Here is a 19692-nt window from a genome sequence, read left to right as displayed (position 1 = left end):
TGTGAGGCCGAACGCCGGCGCCCGCTGTCAGCGCCGATCACGAACGCGAGCACCAGTCGCAGGAGTGAGCGCCGGTCGCAAGAGTGAGCGCCGTTTCGCAGAAGTGAGCGCGGGTCGCGGTGCAGAGCACGGGTCGCAGTACAGAGCGTCGGCCGCATCGGAGAGCGTCGGCCGCGGTGCAGAGCGCGGGTCGCGGTGCAGAGCGCCCGTCGCGTCGGTGAGCATGGGTCGCATTCGTGAGCGCCGATCACTTCAGAGAGCACTGATCGCGAGGGCGGGGCTTGGTCGTAAGGGTGCTCTGCTCGTCTCGGAGAGCGCCGGTCGCGGTGCAGAGCGCGGGTCGCGGTGCAGAGCGCCCGTCGCGTCGGTGAGCATGGGTCGCATCCGTGAGCGCCGGTCGCAGTGCGGAGCACGGGTCGCGTCGGAGAGCGCCGCCCGCTTCTGTGAGCACCGATCGCGTCGGTGAGCGCCGCCCGCTATCGGGAGCACTGATCGCACCGCAGAGCACTGATCGCACCGCAGAGCACTGATCGCACCGCAGAGCACTGATCGCGGCGCGGAGCACTGATCGCGGCGCGGAGCACCGGGCGCAAGTGTGAGCACCGCTCATGCCGGAGGCACCCACCGCACGGCCACCGCCGGTCGCCACGGCCGGCACCACTCCGGGCCCGCTTCCGGCCCAGCCGCTGGGCCCGCTGCTGGGCCCGCTGCCGGGCCCGGTGCCGGACCTGCCGCCGGGCCCGGGGCCGAGGTGCCGGCCGCCCGCAGCGGTTGGCCCCACACTCGCCCGCGGTCCCCCCATCCGGGCGCTGGGCGCCGCGCTTCTGTATCTGCCGATAGTGTGGTCGCTCGTCCGAGACGCCCCGCCGCCCCCTCAGGGCGCAGGCGTCCACCGCAGTCCAGCGAACCGGGGCCCGTACCTCGATGTCCGTGTACAGCCATCCGGCGGCGCAACACGGCGCCGCCACACCAGAGTTCCCGCGCCATGTCGTGACCGCGGTGATCGTCTCCCACGACGGTGCCCGCTGGCTGCCCGACACGCTCGCCGGGCTGCTCGGCCAGGAGCGCCCCGTCCAGTACGCCCTGGCCGCGGACACGGGCAGTGCCGACGACTCCGCGCAGCTCGTCACCGACGCCCTCGGCCCCGACCAGGTGCTGCACCTCGCCCGCCGCACCGGCTTCGGCCAGGCCGTCGAGGAGGCCCACCGCACCGCCCCCCACCTCACCCCCGAGGACCTGCCCTACCTGAAGCGGCCCAGCGGCTGGGACCCCGTCACGCGCACCTGGCGCGACGACACGTACGACATGCCCGAGCTGCCGTACGGCGAACCGGTCCAGTGGCTGTGGCTGCTGCACGACGACTGCGCCCCCGACCCCGACGCCCTCGCCCAGCTCCTGCGGGTCGTGGACAACGAACTCGAACTCGGCCGCGACGACGTGGCCGTGGTCGGCCCCAAGCTGCGCGGCTGGTACGACAAGCGCCAGCTGCTGGAGGTCGGCGTCTCCATCGCCAACTCCGGCCGCCGCTGGACCGGCCTGGACCGCCGTGAGCAGGACCAGGGACAGCACGACCACGTCCGGCCCGTGCTGTCGGTGTCCACGGCCGGCATGCTGATCCGCCGCGACGTCTTCGAACAGCTCGGCGGCTTCGACCGGCGGCTGCCGCTGATGCGCGACGACGTCGACCTGTGCTGGCGCGCGCACGCCGCGGGCCACCGTGTCCTGGTCGCCCCCGACGCCGTCGTACGGCACGCCGAGGCCGCCTCCCGCGAGCGCCGCGCCGTCGACTGCGCCGGCCGCGCCACCGCCTCCCCGCACCGGGTCGACAAGGCGGGCGCCGCCTACACGCTGCTTGCCAACGCCCGGACCGCGGCCCTGCCCTGGGTGCTGCTCCGGCTCGTCCTCGGCACCCTCCTGCGTACCGTGGCCTACCTCGTCGGCAAGGTCCCCGGACAGGCCGTCGACGAGATCCGCGGACTGCTCGGCGTACTGCTGCGGCCCGAGCGGATCATCGCCGCGCGCCGCGTCAGAGGCCGGCCCCAGATCGACAAGGGCGAGCTCAGACAGCTCTTCCCGCCCCCGGGTGCGACCGTCCGCGTCACGGTCGAACAGGTCGCGGGCAGCCTCGTCGGCCGCTCCGACACCGAGTCCGCCTCCGGCGCCGGACGGCACGGCGGAGCGGTGGAGTCCGGTCCCGGCGGCGACGACGCCGACTTCCTGGAAGTCGAGCAGTTCGCCCGTCTCAGACGACTCGCCCGCAAGCCCGCCCCCGTGCTGTTCCTGGTGCTGCTGCTGGTCACCCTGGCCGCCTGCCGAGGACTCGTCGGCGGCGGCTCGCTCGCGGGCGGCGCCCTGCTGCCCGCCCCGGCGCACCTCGGCGACCTGTGGAGCCGCTACCTCGACGCCTGGCACCCGGTCGGCGCCGGCGGCACCCCCACCGCCCCGCCCTACCTCGCCCTCGTGGCGCTCCTCGCGACCCTGCTGTTCGGGTCCACCGGGCTCGCCGTCACCGTCCTGCTGGTCGCCTCGGTGCCGCTGGCCGGCCTCAGCGCCTACTTCGCGTCCCGCCCCCTGGTGACGTCCCGGCTGCTGCGCGCCTGGGCCGCCGTCGCCTACGCCTTCCTGCCCGCCACCACCGGAGCCCTGGCCGGCGGGCGCCTCGGCACCTCCGTCCTCGCGGTCCTGCTGCCGCTCATCGCGCGCGCCGGCATCGCCGCCGCCGGCCTCACCGGCCCGACCGGAACCCGCGGCACCTGGCGGGCCACCTGGACGTACGCGCTGCTGCTGACGGTCGCCACCGCGTTCACGCCCCTGGTGTGGCCGGCCGCGCTCGTGCTCGGCCTCGCCGTGCTCGTCGTGCGCCGCGGCGACCTCACCGCCTACGGGCCGCGTCTCCTCGCCCAGGTGGGCACCCCCCTGCTGGTCCTGGCGCCCTGGTCGCTGACGCTGCTGCCGACCGGGTTCTTCACCGAGGCCGGCCTGGACCACGGTGCCTCGGCCGCCTCCGCGCTCGACCTGCTCGGCGCGAGCCCCGGCGGCCCCGGCACCGTCAACGGCCTCATGCTCGCGGGCATCGTCCTCGCGGCACTCGCCGCCCTGCTGCGCGCCGAACGCCGCACGGCCATCCTCACCGCCTGGGCCGTCGCCCTGACCGGCCTCGTCCTCGCCGTGCTGGCCAACCGCTCCGCCTGGGCGGGGCCCGCCACCCTTGTCTACGGACTCGCCCTGCTGTCCGCCGCGGTCCTCGGCGCCGACGGGGCGCGCGCCCGCGTCGCCGAGCAGAACTTCGGCTGGCGGCAGCCGGTCGCCGCGCTGATCGCCTTCGCCTCGGCGGCGGGCCCGCTGCTCGTCGCGGCCGGCTGGATGATCCGCGGCGCGGACGGGCCCCTGGAGCGCCGCAACCCCGTGCAGGTACCCGCTTTCGTCGCCGAGGACGGGCCGGGCTGCGCCCAGCCCCGCACCCTCGTCCTCGACAGCCGCTCCACCGCGCACGTCTCCTACACCCTGGTCCGGGGTTCCGGTGCCCGCCTCGGCGACGCCGAACTCGCCGCCGCCGCAGGCCGCAACGCCCGCCTGGACAAGGTCGTCGCCAACCTCGTCGCCGGCTCCGGCGCCGACCAGGCGGCCCAGCTCGGCGACTTCGCCGTGTGCTACGTCCTCGTCCACAAGGGCGCGCCCCGCGAGGTCAGCCGCGTCCTGGACGCCACACCGGGCCTGAACCGGCTCAGCGAGCAGAGCGGCGGCGCCCTGTGGCGGGTGGAGCGCAAGGTCGCCCGCGCCACCCTCGTCCAGGACGACGACACCGAGCCGCAGCCCGTCGCGGCCGGCCCCGTCGAGATCCACACCACCGTGCCGGCCGGACCCGAGGGCCGCGTCCTGCGCCTGGCGGACAGCGCGGCCGACGGCTGGAGCGCGACGCTCGACGGCACCCCGCTGAAGCGCACCACCGTCGACGGCTGGGCGCAGGGCTTCGAACTCCCCGCCGCGGGCGGCCGCCTGGACGTCACCTACGACGACCCCGCCGGTCACACCGCCTGGCTGTGGACGCAGGGCCTCCTCGCGCTCGTCCTGGTCGTCCTGGCCCTGCCCGGCCGCCGCCGCGACGTCGACGACGACCTGCCCGAGGCGGCGCCCGTCCCGGCCCAGGCCACCTCCGGCGAGGGCCGCCGGGCCCGCCGGCTGCGCGCCCGGACGGAGGCCGAGGCCGCCGCCACCGGCGACGACGCCGCTCTCGGCGCCGGCAGCGACGACGCCGCCGAGAACCGCACCGACCCGTACGAGGTGTCCGCCGCGCACGAGCCCGCGGCCGCCGTCCCGCAGCAGCAGGCCTACGACGGCTGGGAGGGCGCGGACCAGTACGCCGCGCACGCCGGCCAGACCTCCGGTCCGTCCGGCCCGTACACCACGGGCCCGTACGACGGCGGCCACCAGGCGGACCCGTACCAGGCGGACCCGTACCAGGCAGGGCAGTACCAGGCAGGGCAGTACGCGCAGGACCCGTACGGGTCGGACCCGTACCCGTCGGGCCGGTCGGGCCGGCACGCCCCGGACCGGCATCCGGCCGACCACCACCCGTCAGGCCCGTACGCCGCCGACGGATCTCCGGCGGACCCGTACCGGACCGGGACCTACGCCCCGTACTCCTACGGCGAGGGCGGATCGCAGACCACGCAGTACGATCCGGCACACCCGCAGGCGCGGGGCTACGACGCGACGTACGACCCGGCAGGCCCGGACCGCCCGCACGACCCGCACGCCACCGGCAGCGAGCGCCCCGACGGGAGCCAGCAGTGAACCGCACCACCCTCTCCCTGATCGCCGCGGCGGCCGCGCTCGCCGCCGTCACCGGCCTCGGCACGCTCGCCGCTCCCGGCGCGTCGGGCACGGACCCCGCCGAGGCGGCCGAACGTCTGCCCGTCGAACGCACGGGTCTGCTCTGCCCCGCGCCGAGCACCTCCGACCTCGCGGACACCACGTACACGGCGTTCACGCCCGTCACCGAGGGCACCGGCAAGGACGGCACGGCCGTACTGCTGCCCGCCGACGGCACCCCGGCCGGCGGGACCGCGAAGGACGCCGAGGACCAGAGCGACGAGAAGGACCAGAGCGACGAGAAGGAGAAGAAGGAGAAGAAGGAGAAGACGGAGAAGAAGGGACAGGAGAAGGGCGAGGGTGACGGCGCCGAGGCGGACGCCAAGTCCGTGCTGAAGGCCGGCGAGCCCGGCACGCCCGTCAGCGACGACACCTCGGGCGGCCAGGCGCCCGCGCTGATCGGCACCGCGGAGGGCAGGGCCGCGCCCGGCTGGACCGTGCAGCAGACCACCGAGGTCACCGCGGGCACCGGCCGCGGCCTGCAGGGTGTCACCTGCGGCGCTCCCGACACGGAGTTCTGGTTTCCCGGCGCGAGCACCGGCAAGAGCCGCACCGACTACGTCCACCTGACCAATCCCGACGACTCCGCGGCCGTCGTCGACATCCAGCTGTACGGCGAGGACGGCCTGCTGGAGTCGACCGTCGCCGACGGCATCACGGTCAAGCCCCGCTCCACCGAACCCGTCCTGCTGTCCACCCTCGCCGACGGAGCGCACACCGACGTCACCGTGCACGTCACCGTGCGCAGCGGCCGCGTCGGCGCCGCCCTGCTCGCCCTGGACGACCGGCTCGGCGGCGACTGGCTGACCGCCTCCGCCGACCCGGCCGGCACGCTCGTGGTGCCCGGCATCCCCGCGGACGCGGCGTCCGTCCGGCTGGTCGCGTTCACGCCCGGCGGTACGGACGCCGACCTGGAGGTCCGGCTGGCCTCCCCGACCGGCCTGATCACCCCCGCCGGGCAGGAGACCCTGCATGTGAAGGCCGGCATGACCGCCGCCGCCGACCTCGGTGAGCTCACCCGCGGGGAGGCCGGTTCGCTGGTCCTGTCCCCGGCGGACCGCTCCGTGCCGGTCGTCGCCGCCGTGCGCGTCGTGCGCGGCAAGGGGGACGCGCAGGAGACGGCGTTCATCCCGGCGGCCCGGCCGGTCGGCAGCCGCGCGAGCGTCGTCGCCAACACCGCGAAGGGCACCACCCTGTCGCTCACCGCACCCGAGGGCGCGGCCGAGGTGAAGGTGACCGCCTCGGCCGGCACCCAGGGCGGCACACCCAAGAGCGAGACGTACCGCCTGAAGTCCGGTACCACGCAGAACGTGAAGGTGCCCGTCCCCGACGGCCTGAAGGGCTCCTACGCCCTCACCGTCGAGCCCGCCCCGGGCGCCGCCGGCCCGGTGTACGCCGCCCGGACGCTGGAGGCCTCGCTGGGCGGCGTGTCCGCGTTCACGGTGCAGACCCTTCCGGACGACCGCGGCACCGTCGCCGTACCGGGGGCGGACCAGGACCTGTCGGTGCTGCTGAAGTAGGGAAGCAGGACGGGGGCGGGAGGCCGCGGGGGGACGGGGCCGCCTCCTCGGCCCCGCAGTTCCTCAGAGGCCGTCACGGGTCCTCACGGGTCCTCACGGTTCCTCACGGGGGTCCGCACCGGTGCTCACCGGTGCTCACGGCTCCTCGTCCGTCGTCATGCGTCGTCACCCGTGCACCCTTCCGCGCTCGCCCTCAGCGGCTCCCGCGGTCTCGCGCGGGGCGCCGTCGGGCACCGCCGGGCGGTTCCGGCCGCGACCGGTCGTCGCAGGCCACCACGCGCCGACACGGCCGATACGGGTCACTGCGGGTGTCACTACGGGTCACTACGGGTCACTGTCGGTCGCAGCCTGTCTGTTCCGGTCCCCCTCTGTTCCGGTCCCCCTCTGTTCCGGTCCCCTTCTGCTCCGGTCCCCGTCTGTTCCGGCCCGGTCGGTTCAGTCCTCGCCGTAGCGCGGGTCCACCGTCTCCGGTGTCAGCCCCAGGAGTTCGGCGACCTGCTCGACGACGACCTCGTGCACCAGCGCAGCCCGCTCGTCGCGCCCCTTGGTGCGGATCTCCACCGGCCGCCGGTAGATCACCACACGGGCGGGCCGGCCCTCGTGCGCGGCGACCGTGCCGCCCAGCGGGACCGGTTCGTCGTGCCACGTCCCGTCCCGGCCGGTCGGCGCCGGTACCTCCAGCACGAGGAAGTCGATGTCGGCGAGTTGCGGCCAGCGTCTTTCCAGGCGCTCCACCGAGTCCTGCACCAGATCCGCGAAGATCTCGGCACGACTCGCGGCCAGCGGCACCTGCGGCGGCGCGATCGGGCCTCGCATGCCCCTGCCGTGGCGGTCGCGGCGGCGGGGCCCGGGGCTGGTGGCACGGGGCGGTACGGGGGTGTCCATCACTGGTGAAGGGTAGTCGTCGCGCACCCCGGGTGCCGGACTCGGCCACGCCCCGCGGGACGGCTTCCGGCCACCCGCGCGGCCTGTCGCAGTATGACCATTCCAGCCAAGCTCGGGCTCGATTCCATACCTTCGGAAGACCGTCCGAGTCACGGCGATTGACGTGGTTTGTCCGGACCGGTGGCCGGACGGTCGGCCGCGCCCTCCCCGGAAGCCTGGTGTCCGCCCAGGTCAGCGGGGTATGACAGAAGAGGTTTGTGGGACGTTTCGCAACACGACACGGTGGGGTGACCTGGTGGAGAGTCGTCGCGGCCCGCTCAAGAGTGCGGTACCGTCCAACGTCGTGAGCCCTGTACGTCGCTGTTCGCGCACCGCCTGCGGCCGACCCGCCGTCGCGACGCTGACGTACGTCTACGCCGACTCGACCGCGGTCCTCGGCCCGCTCGCCACCTACGCCGAACCCCACTGCTACGACCTGTGCGCCGAGCACTCCGAGCGCCTCACCGCGCCGCGCGGCTGGGAGGTCGTACGCCTCCTCGACGGCTCCGCCCCGGCCCGCCCCAGCGGCGACGACCTGGAGGCCCTCGCCAACGCGGTCCGCGAGGCGGCCCGCCCGCAGGAGCGCGCCGCGCAGGCCGGCGGTGGCCGGGGGGCCGACCCGATGGAGGTCGCCCGCCGCGGCCACCTGCGGGTTCTGCGCTCTCCCGACAACTGACCGGCACCCGCCCGCCACCGCCCGTTCACGGCCGTCCGGCCTGATCTGTCACGGGAGCGGACCATGCGCACCCGGACCCCCTCTCCCGGCGCACCGCCGGACCCTCCGCGCGCCACCATGGCCCGAACCGGCCCGGCTCCGGGCATCCCGACCGCCCGAGGGGCGGAGCGCTCGGCGGACTGCCGGGCCGTGCGGGTAGTTTGAGGTGACCGACAGGACTTTCAGGAGGCTGGCCGTGGTTGCTGATCTGTCGCAGATCGTGAAGGCGTACGACGTGCGCGGGGTCGTCCCCGACCAGTGGGACGAGTCGCTCGCCGAACTCTTCGGCGCCGCCTTCGCCCGGGTGACCGGTGCGGACGCGATCGTGACCGGGCACGACATGCGGCCCTCCTCGCCGGCTCTGGCGGGTGCGTTCGCCCGTGGTGCGGCCCTGCTCGGTGCCGACGTCACCGAGATCGGCCTGTGCTCCACCGACCAGCTCTACTACGCCTCCGGCGCGCTCGGCCTGCCCGGGGCGATGTTCACCGCCTCGCACAACCCCGCCCGGTACAACGGCATCAAGATGTGCCGCGCGGGCGCCGCCCCGATCGGTCAGGACACCGGCCTCACCGAGATCCGCGAACTCGTCGAGCAGTGGCGTGCGTCGGGCGCCCCCGCACCGGCCGCGACGGCGGGAACCGTCACCCGGCGCGACACGTTGGAGGAGTACGCGGCCCATCTGCGCTCGCTCGTCGACCTGACCTCCATCCGCCCCCTGAAGGTCGTCGTCGACGCGGGCAACGGCATGGGCGGCCACACCGTGCCCACCGTCCTCGCGCAGCTGCCGCTCGACCTGGTGCCGATGTACTTCGAACTGGACGGCACCTTCCCGAACCACGAGGCCAACCCCCTCGACCCGGCCAACATCGTCGACCTCCAGGCACGTGTGCGCGAGGAGGGCGCCGATCTCGGTATCGCCTTCGACGGCGACGCGGACCGCTGCTTCGTCGTGGACGAGCACGGCGACCCGGTGTCCCCGTCGGCCGTCACCGCCCTGGTGGCCGCCCGTGAACTCGCCAGGCACGGCGGCAAGGGCACCGTCATCCACAACCTGATCACCTCCTGGACGGTCCCGGAGGTCGTCGAGGAGAACGGCGGCACGCCCGTCCGCACCCGCGTCGGCCACTCCTTCATCAAGGCGGAGATGGCCCGCACCGGCGCCATCTTCGGCGGCGAACACTCCGCCCACTACTACTTCAAGGACTTCTGGAACGCCGACACGGGCATGCTCGCCGCCCTCCACGTCCTCGCCGCCCTCGGCGGCCAGGACGGACCGCTGTCCGGACTGGTCGCCCAGTACGACCGCTACGCCGGCTCCGGCGAGATCAACTCCACCGTCGCCGACCAGGCCGGCCGCCTCGCCGCCGTCCGCGCCGCCTACCAGGGCCGGGACGGCATCACCCTCGACGACCTCGACGGCCTCACCGTCTCCGCCGCCGACTGGTGGTTCAACGTCCGCGCCTCCAACACCGAACCGCTCCTGCGCCTCAACGCCGAGGCCCGCGACGAGGCCACCATGACCAAGATCCGGGACGAGGCCCTCGCCCTCATCCGGGGCTGAGACCTCCCGGCCGGCGGCCGCGGGGCGGAGCGCAGGGCGGAGCGCGGGGCGGGGGCCTGAGGCGGGCCTGCGGAGGGCCTGAGGAGCACCCGCCCCCTGAGCACCCGTCGTGCCCCGCGACCCACCCCCACCAGCGGTACGCTGACCGGGCACACAGGGATACCCGATACGCCGATATCCCGTCACCCCGTCGCACCCCCGGAGGGACGCACCATGCCGCTCGAAGCCGGCCTCCTGGAGATCCTCGCCTGCCCGGCCTGCCACGCCCCGCTCACGGAGCAGGACGCCGAGCTGATCTGCACCGGTCAGGACTGCGGCCTGGCCTACCCGGTCCGCGACGGCATCCCCGTGCTCCTCGTCGACGAGGCCCGCCGCCCCGCCTGAGCCCCGCGGCACCCCGTACGCCCGCCCGGCCCGCGCACAGGCCCGCGCAAGCACCCCGCACCGACCCGGCGACCGGAGGCCTCCGCCATGCTCGACGAATCGCTGCTCGACACCCCGGACGCCCTCGCCGAGGCCGACCGTCGGGCCCTGCTGCGGGGCGCCGCCGAAGCGGGCGCCCGCGTCCGTACCGCCGCCCGGCTCGCCACCGAGGCCGGCGTGGGCCGGCTCAAGCCCGACGGCCGCCCGCGCGCCGTTCTCATCGCCGGCCCCGGCCTCGCCGCCAGCTGCGCCGCCGACCTCCTCGGCACCCTCGCCGGCGCCGGCAGCCCCGTCACCCGGCTCGCGCCCACCGGCGTCGCCCCCGCCGCGGGCGCCCTGCGCTGGGAGCTGCCGGGCTGGGCCGGCTCCGTCGACCTGCTGCTGATCGCCACCCCCGACGGCACCGAACCCGGCCTGTCCCTCCTCGCCGAACAGGCCTACCGCCGCGGCTGCACCGTCGTCGCCGTCGCCCCCGCGGGCACCCCCCTCGGCGAGGCCCTGGAACAGTCGCACGGCCTGTTCGTCCCCATGGCGACCGCACCGTACGAGCCCGGCGAGGAGGACGAAGCCCTCACCGCGTCCGCCCCCGGAGTGCTGTGGGCCCTGCTCACCCCGCTGCTCGCCCTGCTGGACCGCATCGGCCTGGTCACCGCGCCCGCCGACGCCCTGGACCAGGTCGCCGACCGCCTCGACCACATCGCCGAGCGCTGCGGCCCCGCCATCGCGACCTACGGCAACCCGGCCAAGACCCTCGCCGCCGAACTCGCCGACGCCCTCCCCGTGATCTGGACCGAAGGCGACTCCGCGGGGCCCGCGGGCCGGCGCTTCGCCGCCGCCCTCGCCGAACTCTCCGGCCGCCCCGCCGTGGTCGCCGAACTCCCCGAGGCACTCGCCGCGCACAGCGCCCTGCTCGCCGGGCCGCTCGCCGCCAGTGCCGACCCCGACGACTTCTTCCGCGACCGCGTCGAGGAAACCCCCGCCCTGCACGCGCGCGTGGTGCTGCTGCGCGACCGTCCGATCGGCGGGCTCACGGCCGCACCCGCGGCCCGCGACCTCGCGCTCGGCCACGACACCCCGATCAGCGAACTCGAACCCGAGTCCGGCGACGAACTGGAGACCCTCGCCGAACTGATCGCCATCACGGATTTCGCCGCCGTTTACCTGGCGCTCGCCTCCGCAGCCTGATGTAGCCCAGGACGCCCCGCCCGTCGTACGCGGAGGCGAACCCGCGTCGTACGCAGAGAGAGCAGACAGACAAGCGCATGGACCGCCTCGACAACACCGTCCGCCCCTACGCCTGGGGCTCCACGACCGCGATCCCCGCACTCCTCGGCGTCGAGCCGACCGGTGAACCGCAGGCGGAACTGTGGATGGGCGCCCACCCCGGCGCGCCCTCGCGCACCGGGCGCGGCACCCTGGCCGAGGTCATCGACGCCGATCCCGAGAAGGAACTCGGCCCGGCCGCCGTCGCCAAGTTCGGGCCCCGGCTGCCGTTCCTGCTCAAGATCCTCGCGGCCGGCGCCCCCCTGTCGCTCCAGGTCCACCCCGACCTCGCCCGGGCACAGAGCGGTTACGCCGACGAGGAACGGCGCGGCGTCCCCGCCGACGCCCCGCACCGCACCTACAAGGACGCCAACCACAAGCCCGAACTGATCTGCGCCCTCACCGAGTTCGACGGCCTGTGCGGCTTCCGCGACCCCGCCGACGCCGCCGACCTGCTCGACGGCCTCGGCGTCGACTCCCTCAAGCCCTACGTCGACCTGCTGCACGCCCACCCCGAGGACGCCGCGCTGCGCGAGGTCCTCACCGCCGTGCTGTCCGCCGACCCCGACGCCATGGCCCGCACCGTCGCCGAGGCCACCGCCGCCTGCACCCGCCTCGGCGGCGACTACGCGCCCTACGCCGACATCGCCCACCACTACCCGGGCGACCCCGGCGTCATCGCCGCGATGCTCCTGCACCACGTCCGCCTGCAGCCCGGCGAAGCCCTCTACCTGGGCGCCGGCGTCCCGCACGCCTACCTCGACGGCCTCGGCGTCGAGATCATGGCCAACTCCGACAACGTGCTGCGCTGCGGCCTGACCCCCAAACACGTCGACGTCCCCGAACTCCTGCGCGTGGTCCGCTTCGAGCCCGCCGACCCCGCCGTGCTGCGCCCCGAGGCCTCCCCGGACGGCGAGGAGGTCTACACGACGCCGGTCGACGAGTTCCGCCTCTCCCGGTACGTCCTGCCGCCCGCCGGCGCCACCCACGACCTCACCCGCACCACTGCGCAGATCCTGCTCTGCACCGCCGGCGCCGTCCGCGTCGGCGGCCACGACCTCACCCCCGGCGCCTCCGTCTTCGTCCCGGCCGGAGAACGAGCCGAGACGTCCGGCACCGGCACCCTGTTCCGTGCCACCGTCATCGCCTGACCGGACGTCGGCGAGGGGACGTCAGGGGCACTCCGGCGCATCCGCGCCGGACCGTGCTGCAACAATGACCCACCGGCCAAGGACGGGCAGAGCCGAGGGCGGTGCCCGGAGCTGCGTACGAAGGGACAACGCGGACAGATGAGCGCGTCAGGCGGTACCAGGGCGATCGTGGCGGCACTCGGCGCCAACCTCTCGATCGCGGTGGCGAAGTTCGTGGCGTTCGCCTTCAGCGGCTCCTCCTCGATGCTCGCCGAGGGCGTCCACTCCGTCGCGGACTCCGGCAACCAGTTCCTCCTCCTCGTCGGCGGCAAGCGGGCCCAGCGCGAGGCGACCCCGCAGCACCCCTTCGGCTACGGGCGCGAGCGCTACATCTACGCCTTCCTGGTCTCCATCGTCCTCTTCTCCGTCGGTGGCATGTTCGCCCTGTACGAGGGCTACGAGAAGATCAGGCATCCGCACGAGCTGGAGCACTGGTACTGGCCCGTCGGCGTGCTCGTCTTCGCGATCATCGCCGAGGGGTTCTCCTTCCGCACCGCCGTCAAGGAGTCGAACCCCCTGCGCGGCGGCAGGTCCTGGGCGGAGTTCGTCCGCCGCGCCAAGGCCCCCGAGCTGCCCGTCGTCCTGCTGGAGGACCTCGGCGCGCTGGTCGGCCTGGTCCTGGCCCTCGGCGGCGTCGGCCTCGCCCTCGCCACCGGCGACGGCGTCTGGGACGGCGTGGGCACCCTCTGCATCGGTGCCCTGCTGATCGTCATCGCGCTCGTCCTGGCCGCCGAGACCAAGTCCCTGCTGCTCGGCGAGGCCGCCGGGGTCGAGGACGTCCGGAAGATCGAGGCCGCCGCCGTCGACGGCGACACCGTCACCGGCCTCATCCACATGCGCACCCTCCACCTCGGTCCCGAGGAACTTCTCGTGGCCGCGAAGATCGCCGTACGTCACGACGACACCGCCGGCGAGGTCGCCCGGGCCATCGACGCCGCCGAGGCCCGCATCCGCGAGGCCGTCCCCATCGCCCGCGTGATCTACCTGGAGCCCGACATCTACAGCGCGGACGAAGCCGCCAAGGGCCCCGACCGGGAGGCCACCCCGGGTGGCCCGTCCCCGGCCCCGGGCCACTGACCCACGGGCTCGGAACGCGCCAAGAGGCAACGACGTCCGCCGGACGACCACCCACCGATATGCACGCACACAGGGTGTCGCCGTCAGGCGCCCGGATCACCGACCCCGCCCACCGGCCCGGCCACCGTCCCCCGCGCCCCGTCGTGCCCTGCCGCCTGCCGGGCGCGAGCAGGACGGACGAGCAGGACGGACCTGCCGGGCGGTCGGCCGGGCGGCCGCCCACCGGCCTCCGGTTCGCGTCGCCCCGCCGGACTCCCGCCGCTCTCCCGCCGCTCTCCCGCCGGACTCCCGCCGGACTCCTGACCGGTCGCTTGCCGGTCTCCTGCCCGCCTTTGCCCGACTCCTGCCCGACTCCTGCCCAACTCCGGGCGGCCTCCGGGCGTCCTCCGACCGGAGGCCGCCCGGCGAACGGACCGGGTTCGGCCGGATGTGTGCGAAACCGGACTGGGGTGGGCCGGGCACACCGGTGTAGCTTGGGACGGAGCCAGACGTCGCTGCTGATGGCGGTCGGTCGGTCCCGCACGGGGCCCGGCCGAGGGAGAGAGGGCCTCCGACGGACTGCGCTGCGCGCACGCGGGCATGCCTGTGTCCAACCGGGCGCCCCCCTGTCCGCCGCCGCGCAGACCAGCCCACCCACCTCGACCCAATCCCGAGGAGCAGCTCGCAATGACGACTGTCGACAACCGACAGGACTTCAAGGTCGCCGACCTCTCGCTCGCCGAGTTCGGCCGCAAGGAGATCAGCCTCGCCGAGCACGAGATGCCCGGCCTGATGGCGATCCGCGAGGAGTACGCCGAGGCGCAGCCCCTCAAGGGCGCCCGCGTCACCGGCTCCCTGCACATGACCGTCCAGACCGCCGTCCTGATCGAGACCCTGGTCGCCCTGGGCGCGCAGGTCCGCTGGGCGTCCTGCAACATCTTCTCCACCCAGGACCACGCGGCCGCCGCCGTCGCCGTCGGCCCGAAGGGCACCCCGGACAACCCCCAGGGCGTCCCGGTCTTCGCCTGGAAGGGCGAGACGCTTCAGGAGTACTGGTGGTGCACGGAGCAGGCGCTGACCTGGCCGAACACCCCCACCGGCGGCCCGAACATGATCCTGGACGACGGCGGCGACGCCACCCTCCTCGTCCACCAGGGCGTCGAGTACGAGAAGGACGGCAAGGTCCCCTCGCCCGACACCGCCGAGTCCGACGAGCACCGCGTCATCCTGGAGCTCCTCACCCGCACCGTGGCCGAGACCCCGCAGAAGTGGACCCAGCTGGCGTCCGAGATCCGCGGTGTCACCGAGGAGACCACGACCGGCGTCCACCGTCTGTACGAGATGCAGCGCGAGGGCACCCTCCTGTTCCCGGCGGTCAACGTCAACGACGCCGTCACCAAGTCGAAGTTCGACAACAAGTACGGCTGCCGCCACTCCCTGGTCGACGGCATCAACCGCGCCACCGACACCCTGATCGGCGGCAAGACCGCCGTCGTGTTCGGCTACGGCGACGTGGGCAAGGGCTGCGCGGAGTCCCTGCGCGGCCAGGGCGCCCGCGTGATCATCACCGAGATCGACCCCATCTGCGCTCTCCAGGCCGCGATGGACGGCTACCAGGTCACCACTCTCGACGAGGTCGTCGACAAGGCCGACATCTTCATCACCACGACCGGCAACAAGGACATCATCCTGGCCTCGGACATGGCCAAGATGAAGCACCAGGCCATCGTCGGCAACATCGGCCACTTCGACAACGAGATCGACATGGCGGGCCTTGCAAGGATCCCCGGCATCGTCAAGGACGAGATCAAGCCGCAGGTCCACACCTGGACCTTCGCGGACGGCAAGAAGATCATCGTCCTGTCCGAGGGCCGCCTGCTGAACCTGGGCAACGCCACCGGCCACCCGTCCTTCGTGATGTCCAACTCCTTCGCGGACCAGACCCTGGCCCAGATCGAGCTGTTCACCAAGCAGGCCGAGTACCCGATCGGCGTCTACACCCTGCCCAAGCACCTGGACGAGAAGGTCGCCCGCCTCCACCTGGACGCGCTCGGTGTCAAGCTCACCACGCTGCGCCCGGAGCAGGCCGCCTACATCGGCGTCGAGGTCGAGGGTCCGTACAAGCCGGACCACTACCGCTACTGAGTCCGGGCCGGCCCGGACTTCCCGGGAGTCCGCCTCGGCCACTCGACCGAGGCGGACCGGCCCAAGCGCCTGAGGCCGGCGGACTCCAGGGGTCCGGCGTCCCGCAGTCCTGAGCCCCGGCGAGACCGGTGAGACCGGTGAGACCCGTGAGCCCCGTGAGACTGGTGCAACCGGGGCTCGGTGGTTTCGCCGGCCGCGGTACGTGTCCGTGCACTGGTACGCGTCCGTCCACTGCACCGACCCGCACCGCGGTCCGGTCGCTCAAGGCAGGCCCCCGCACCCCCGTGCCGGGGGCCTGCCTCGTCCACGGGCCGTCACCGCGGCCTCGCCACCTGTGCCGCTGCGACGACCTCGGCCTCGCGACGGGGCGGTCTGCCCCGCCCGCCCAGGCCTCCGCCCGGACCACGCCGGCGACACCAGGACGAGCCGGTCGCCGACGGAACCGAGCCATGCCGGATCAGCCCGCCAGAACCCAGGACCTCCCATGCCCCGCGGCCGCTATTCGCTCCACGATCCGCACGATCACACCCCTCTCGCGTTCGAGCACTTCCATTGCGCCCCCGGCCCCTCCGGCTGGCGCTATGTCTCGCAGCTGACCACCCCGTCCGGCGATCACCACGGCTCCGTCGACCTGACCCTGGACGAACTGGGCCGCCCGATCAGGCTGGAGCTCCATGCGGGGAGCTGGCAGGTGCGGGGCGCCGCCCTCGACGGCGTCACCTGGGTCCGTACGGACCCCACCGGCTCCCATGCCACGGAAGGCAATGTGCGCGCCCACGCCTTCACGGGCACATCCCCCGCGTTCCTCGTCGCCACGGCCCGTCTCCTGCGCCTCACCCCTTTCGGACAGGCGACCCGCGTACGGCTGGTCGCCTTCACGGACCCGGTCCTCGCCCCCCGCACCGTGGACCAGTCCTGGGCCTTGGTGGACAGAGAAGCACACGCCACTGACAACGGCCCCCTGACTGTGGACGCATACCAGGTCACAGCCCTGGACACGGGCGAGCAGCACACGGTTCACCTCACCGGGGACGTGGTGCTGGCGGCACCGGGCATCGAGCTGGAGGACCTCGACACGCCGCCGTCGCGCTTCGCCTCGCCGGACACCGACGGCGGCGACCTCAGCGACCCCGAGGGCACGGACGGCCGCTGACCGGGCCCCGCCCGACCCGGCAGCGGGTACGACGTGGCGACAAGCAGACGTGGCGACAAGCACTCGTACGACATCGGCGTCGACCCGGAAGACCGGCGCACCTCGCGCACGGCTCGGACACCGCGACGGTCGGACAGGGCGGGCGAACGGACGGACGGAACAGGCCGGAGGGACGGAACAAACCGGAGGGACGGAACAGAACGGAATGGATCGGAGAGACGGAGCAGTCCGGAGAGACGGAGCAGATCCGGAGGATGAGGAGCGGCAGACGGACGGGACAGGTGGAAGCGGCTCGCGGACGGAGGCCGCGGGGGTTCACGCCGGAGGCGCGAAACCTCCGGTCGAGGAGCCGTCCGCGGTGCCGTTCGGCTCACCGGCCGCGCGACCGGCCTCCGACGGCACCTGCACCGGCTCCGACGGAACTTGCACCGGCTCCGACGGAACCTGCGGAGGAGCCGTCGGCACGGGAGCGCTCGGCAGCGGCGCCCCCGTCCGGGGAGAAGGCCGCTGGGCCGCGGGCGCGTCAGCGGCCCGGCCGGTCGGCCCGTTCTCGTGGGACGGCGGCAGAGGGCCCGTGGGGGACCCGGCCCAGCCCCAGGTGGGACTGCCGGCCGGGGCGCCGTACGCCTCGGGCACCCGTCCCCGGGCGTCCGATGCTGCCTGCGCCGCGCCGAACGCCCGCCGGGCCTCGCGGGTCTGCCGTTCGTGGAGCATCGCCGCGAGATAGGCCGCGGGCGGAACACCGGGAGGTGCCGGCGTCCCCGTCCGCGCGCCGAGGTCCACGGCGAGCCGCTCGCCCATCGACCAGCCGACCTGCGGGTCCAGCTGTCCCATGCGCGTCAGGTACTGGCGGACGGCGAGCCAGAGAGGGTCCGGGACGGCGGACAGATCAACGGCGGAGAAACGTTCCGACAGCCAGGGGGGCGTTGGAGGCAGGACGGAGTTCCGCGCTGCCGGCACCCGCTCGCGGACCACCAGCGTTCCGGCGAAGACATCACCGAGCCGTCGTCCGCGTGCCGACGTCAGCGAGGCGATGCAGGCGATCACGCCGAAGGTCATCACGATCTCGACCACGCCCACCGCGCCACGCACCAGGGCGTGCCGGAACCGGATCGGCCCGCCGTCGTCCCGCACCACGCGCAGGCCGCACGCCAGCTTGCCCAGCGAGCGCCCGTGGCTGAGCGTCTCGACGGCGATCGGGCCGCCCACCAGAACGAGCAGGAACGTCGCGATGGCCACGGCTGTCTGCGCGGCCTCGTCCAGCGACGCCGTGGCAAGGGCCAAGCCGATCGACGCGGTGGTGAAGGCGATCCCGGCCACCACCAGATCGAGCAGCACGGCCAGCGCCCTGCTCGGCAGCTTCGCCGGGCGCAACTCCAGCGCCACCGCCTCGCCCGTCACCAGCTCACTCACACCTGCCGCCCTTCCCTGCCCTGCTCTGCCTCAAGAACCGACAGTCTGCCAAGCTGAGGGCGCATCGCGCCGCAGTACGACAAGCTGACATCCGCGACCGGGCCGATCACAACCCGCGTACGACCCGGCAGCAAGCCTCACAAGCCTCACAAGCCTCATACACCTCACAAGCCCCACAAGCCCCACAAGCCGAGGAGCAGGTGCACCGATGGACCTCGACGTCTTCGTCTCCGCCCACCGGGCGGAATGGGACCGTCTCGACGCGCTGATCAGGCGTCGGCGCGGCCTCAGCGGCGCGGAGGTCGACGAACTCGTGGCCCTGTACCAGCGCACCGCCACGCATCTGTCCCTGATCCAGTCCAGCGCACCCGATCCGCAGCTCACCGGACGGCTCAGCCAGTTGGTGGCCCGCGCGCGCAGTGCGGTGACAGGCACCCGCCGGGCCTCATGGCGTGACGTCACGGCCTTCCTGACGTACGGCTTCCCCGCCGCGGTCTACCGCGCGCGCCACTGGTGGGTGCCCACCGCGCTGCTGTCCACGCTGGTGGCCGCCCTGCTCGGATGGTGGATCGGGACCCACCCCGACGTCCAGGCCGCCGTGGCGGCCCCCAGCGAGCTGCGGGAGCTCACGCGCCCGGGCGGCCAGTACGAGACGTACTACTCCAGCCATCCGGCGACGTCGTTCGCCGCCCAGGTGTGGACGAACAACGCACAGGCCGCCGCGATGTGTCTGGTTCTGGGCATCTTCCTGGGTCTTCCGGTCCTGTGGATCCTCTTCCTGAACATGCTCAACCTGGGCGTGGGCATGGGCCTCATGGCGTCCGCCGGGCGACTCGACACCTTCCTCGGACTGGTGCTTCCACACGGCCTGCTCGAACTGACCGCGGTCTTCGTGGCCGCCGGCACCGGACTGCGGCTGGGCTGGACGGTGATCGACCCGGGCCCGCGCACGCGCCGGACCGCCCTCGCGGAGGAGGGCCGCGCCGCGGTGGGCATGGCCATCGGGCTCGCCCTCGTCCTGTTCGTCTCCGGAGCCATCGAGGGCTTTGTCACCCCGTCCGGACTGCCCACCCGGGCCCGCATCGCCATCGGCATCACCGCGGAGCTGGCCTTCCTGGCGTACGTGTACGTCCTGGGCGGGCGTGCCGCCCGGGAGGGTTCCACCGGCGACGTCGACGCCGCCGAGCGCAGTGCCACGCTGCCCGTCGCGGCCTGATGTGCGCATCGGTCCGTGGAGCTGCTACTGTCCTCTTCGCCCCGCAAGAACCGTTGACACGGAGCGCGCGGGGAGGTAGATTCGAACAGTTGCCTGGACTGGACAGTATCCGGTCGGTGACGAGCAAGTCTCTACCAGCTTCTTGAAGTGTCGATCTCATCGATATTCGCGAAGCCACCCCCGATGAATCGGAAATGGATGGCCGGTCAGTCCGGCCTGGAACTTCTGATAAAGTCGGAGT

General features: G+C 73.7%; 13 protein-coding genes. 11 read left to right on the top strand and 2 right to left on the bottom strand.

Translation table 11 applies throughout. The features are described 5' to 3' along the window. The first annotated feature begins 924 nt into the window (after positions 1–924). Positions 925–4794 (top strand): glycosyltransferase family 2 protein, encoded by a 3870-nt coding sequence (locus tag AC5K6T_RS28400; protein ID WP_493213538.1) that lies wholly within the window; start codon positions 925–927, stop codon positions 4792–4794. Then, positions 4791–6392 carry a DUF5719 family protein gene (locus AC5K6T_RS28395; RefSeq protein WP_493213537.1) on the top strand — a complete coding sequence of 534 codons (1602 nt, stop codon included), beginning with the start codon at positions 4791–4793 and terminating at the stop codon, positions 6390–6392. Before AC5K6T_RS28400 ends, AC5K6T_RS28395 begins: the two co-directional genes overlap by 4 nt. Positions 6393–6827: 435 nt before the next feature. On the opposite strand, the gene AC5K6T_RS28390 is transcribed toward AC5K6T_RS28395, so the two are convergent. Beyond that, complete coding sequence (locus AC5K6T_RS28390) at positions 6828–7277, bottom strand: metallopeptidase family protein (protein ID WP_493214280.1); 450 nt, start codon at positions 7275–7277, stop codon at positions 6828–6830. 295 nt (positions 7278–7572) lie between these two features. Here AC5K6T_RS28390 and AC5K6T_RS28385 point away from each other — a divergent pair, with 295 nt between their 5' ends. From AC5K6T_RS28385 to AC5K6T_RS28350, 8 genes are all read left to right on the top strand, one after another. Continuing rightward, positions 7573–7992, top strand: coding sequence for a DUF3499 domain-containing protein (locus AC5K6T_RS28385; protein ID WP_289920246.1), 420 nt, complete (start codon positions 7573–7575; stop codon positions 7990–7992). A 235-nt stretch (positions 7993–8227) separates the two neighbouring features. Next, positions 8228–9592 carry a phosphomannomutase/phosphoglucomutase gene (locus AC5K6T_RS28380; protein ID WP_493213535.1) on the top strand — a complete coding sequence of 455 codons (1365 nt, stop codon included), beginning with the start codon at positions 8228–8230 and terminating at the stop codon, positions 9590–9592. A gap of 213 nt (positions 9593–9805) precedes the next feature. Next, complete coding sequence (locus AC5K6T_RS28375) at positions 9806–9976, top strand: Trm112 family protein (RefSeq protein WP_493213533.1); 171 nt, start codon at positions 9806–9808, stop codon at positions 9974–9976. Positions 9977–10063: 87 nt separating this feature from the next. Then, positions 10064–11200 carry an SIS domain-containing protein gene (locus tag AC5K6T_RS28370; protein WP_493213531.1) on the top strand — a complete coding sequence of 379 codons (1137 nt, stop codon included), beginning with the start codon at positions 10064–10066 and terminating at the stop codon, positions 11198–11200. Between the two features lie 77 nt (positions 11201–11277). Continuing rightward, positions 11278–12429, top strand: coding sequence for a mannose-6-phosphate isomerase, class I (gene manA, locus AC5K6T_RS28365; protein ID WP_493213529.1), 1152 nt, complete (start codon positions 11278–11280; stop codon positions 12427–12429). A 138-nt stretch (positions 12430–12567) separates the two neighbouring features. Further along, positions 12568–13545, top strand: a complete 978-nt coding sequence (locus AC5K6T_RS28360; protein ID WP_493213527.1) for a cation diffusion facilitator family transporter — start codon at positions 12568–12570, stop codon at positions 13543–13545. 666 nt (positions 13546–14211) lie between these two features. Next, a complete protein-coding gene (gene ahcY, locus AC5K6T_RS28355) occupies positions 14212–15669 on the top strand; it encodes an adenosylhomocysteinase (protein ID WP_493213525.1) in 1458 nt (485 codons plus the stop codon). A gap of 484 nt (positions 15670–16153) precedes the next feature. Next, positions 16154–16822: a hypothetical protein gene (locus tag AC5K6T_RS28350; protein ID WP_493213523.1), complete on the top strand. Its 669-nt coding sequence runs from the start codon at positions 16154–16156 to the stop codon at positions 16820–16822. A gap of 315 nt (positions 16823–17137) precedes the next feature. On the opposite strand, the gene AC5K6T_RS28345 is transcribed toward AC5K6T_RS28350, so the two are convergent. Continuing rightward, the gene (locus AC5K6T_RS28345; protein ID WP_493213521.1) at positions 17138–18235 is read right to left on the bottom strand and encodes an RDD family protein; all 1098 of its coding nucleotides are present in this window, start codon (positions 18233–18235) and stop codon (positions 17138–17140) included. Between the two features lie 208 nt (positions 18236–18443). On the opposite strand from AC5K6T_RS28345, the gene AC5K6T_RS28340 reads away from it, so the two are divergent. After that, positions 18444–19451 carry a stage II sporulation protein M gene (locus tag AC5K6T_RS28340; RefSeq protein WP_493213519.1) on the top strand — a complete coding sequence of 336 codons (1008 nt, stop codon included), beginning with the start codon at positions 18444–18446 and terminating at the stop codon, positions 19449–19451. Positions 19452–19692 lie beyond the last annotated feature (241 nt).

The organism is Streptomyces sp. B8-7 (assembly GCF_058833805.1).
The sequence above is the reverse complement of the archived record's forward strand: the minus strand, read 5'-3'. Positions and strand labels throughout refer to the sequence as shown.

Coding starts and splice junctions, on each gene's coding strand:
- AC5K6T_RS28400 (WP_493213538.1), top strand. CDS start 925: ATGTCCGTGTACAGCCATCCGGCGGCGCAACACGGCGCCGCCACACCA.
- AC5K6T_RS28390 (WP_493214280.1), bottom strand. CDS start 7,277: ATGGACACCCCCGTACCGCCCCGTGCCACCAGCCCCGGGCCCCGCCGC.
- AC5K6T_RS28375 (WP_493213533.1), top strand. CDS start 9,806: ATGCCGCTCGAAGCCGGCCTCCTGGAGATCCTCGCCTGCCCGGCCTGC.
- AC5K6T_RS28370 (WP_493213531.1), top strand. CDS start 10,064: ATGCTCGACGAATCGCTGCTCGACACCCCGGACGCCCTCGCCGAGGCC.
- manA (WP_493213529.1), top strand. CDS start 11,278: ATGGACCGCCTCGACAACACCGTCCGCCCCTACGCCTGGGGCTCCACG.
- AC5K6T_RS28360 (WP_493213527.1), top strand. CDS start 12,568: ATGAGCGCGTCAGGCGGTACCAGGGCGATCGTGGCGGCACTCGGCGCC.
- ahcY (WP_493213525.1), top strand. CDS start 14,212: ATGACGACTGTCGACAACCGACAGGACTTCAAGGTCGCCGACCTCTCG.
- AC5K6T_RS28350 (WP_493213523.1), top strand. CDS start 16,154: ATGCCCCGCGGCCGCTATTCGCTCCACGATCCGCACGATCACACCCCT.
- AC5K6T_RS28340 (WP_493213519.1), top strand. CDS start 18,444: ATGGACCTCGACGTCTTCGTCTCCGCCCACCGGGCGGAATGGGACCGT.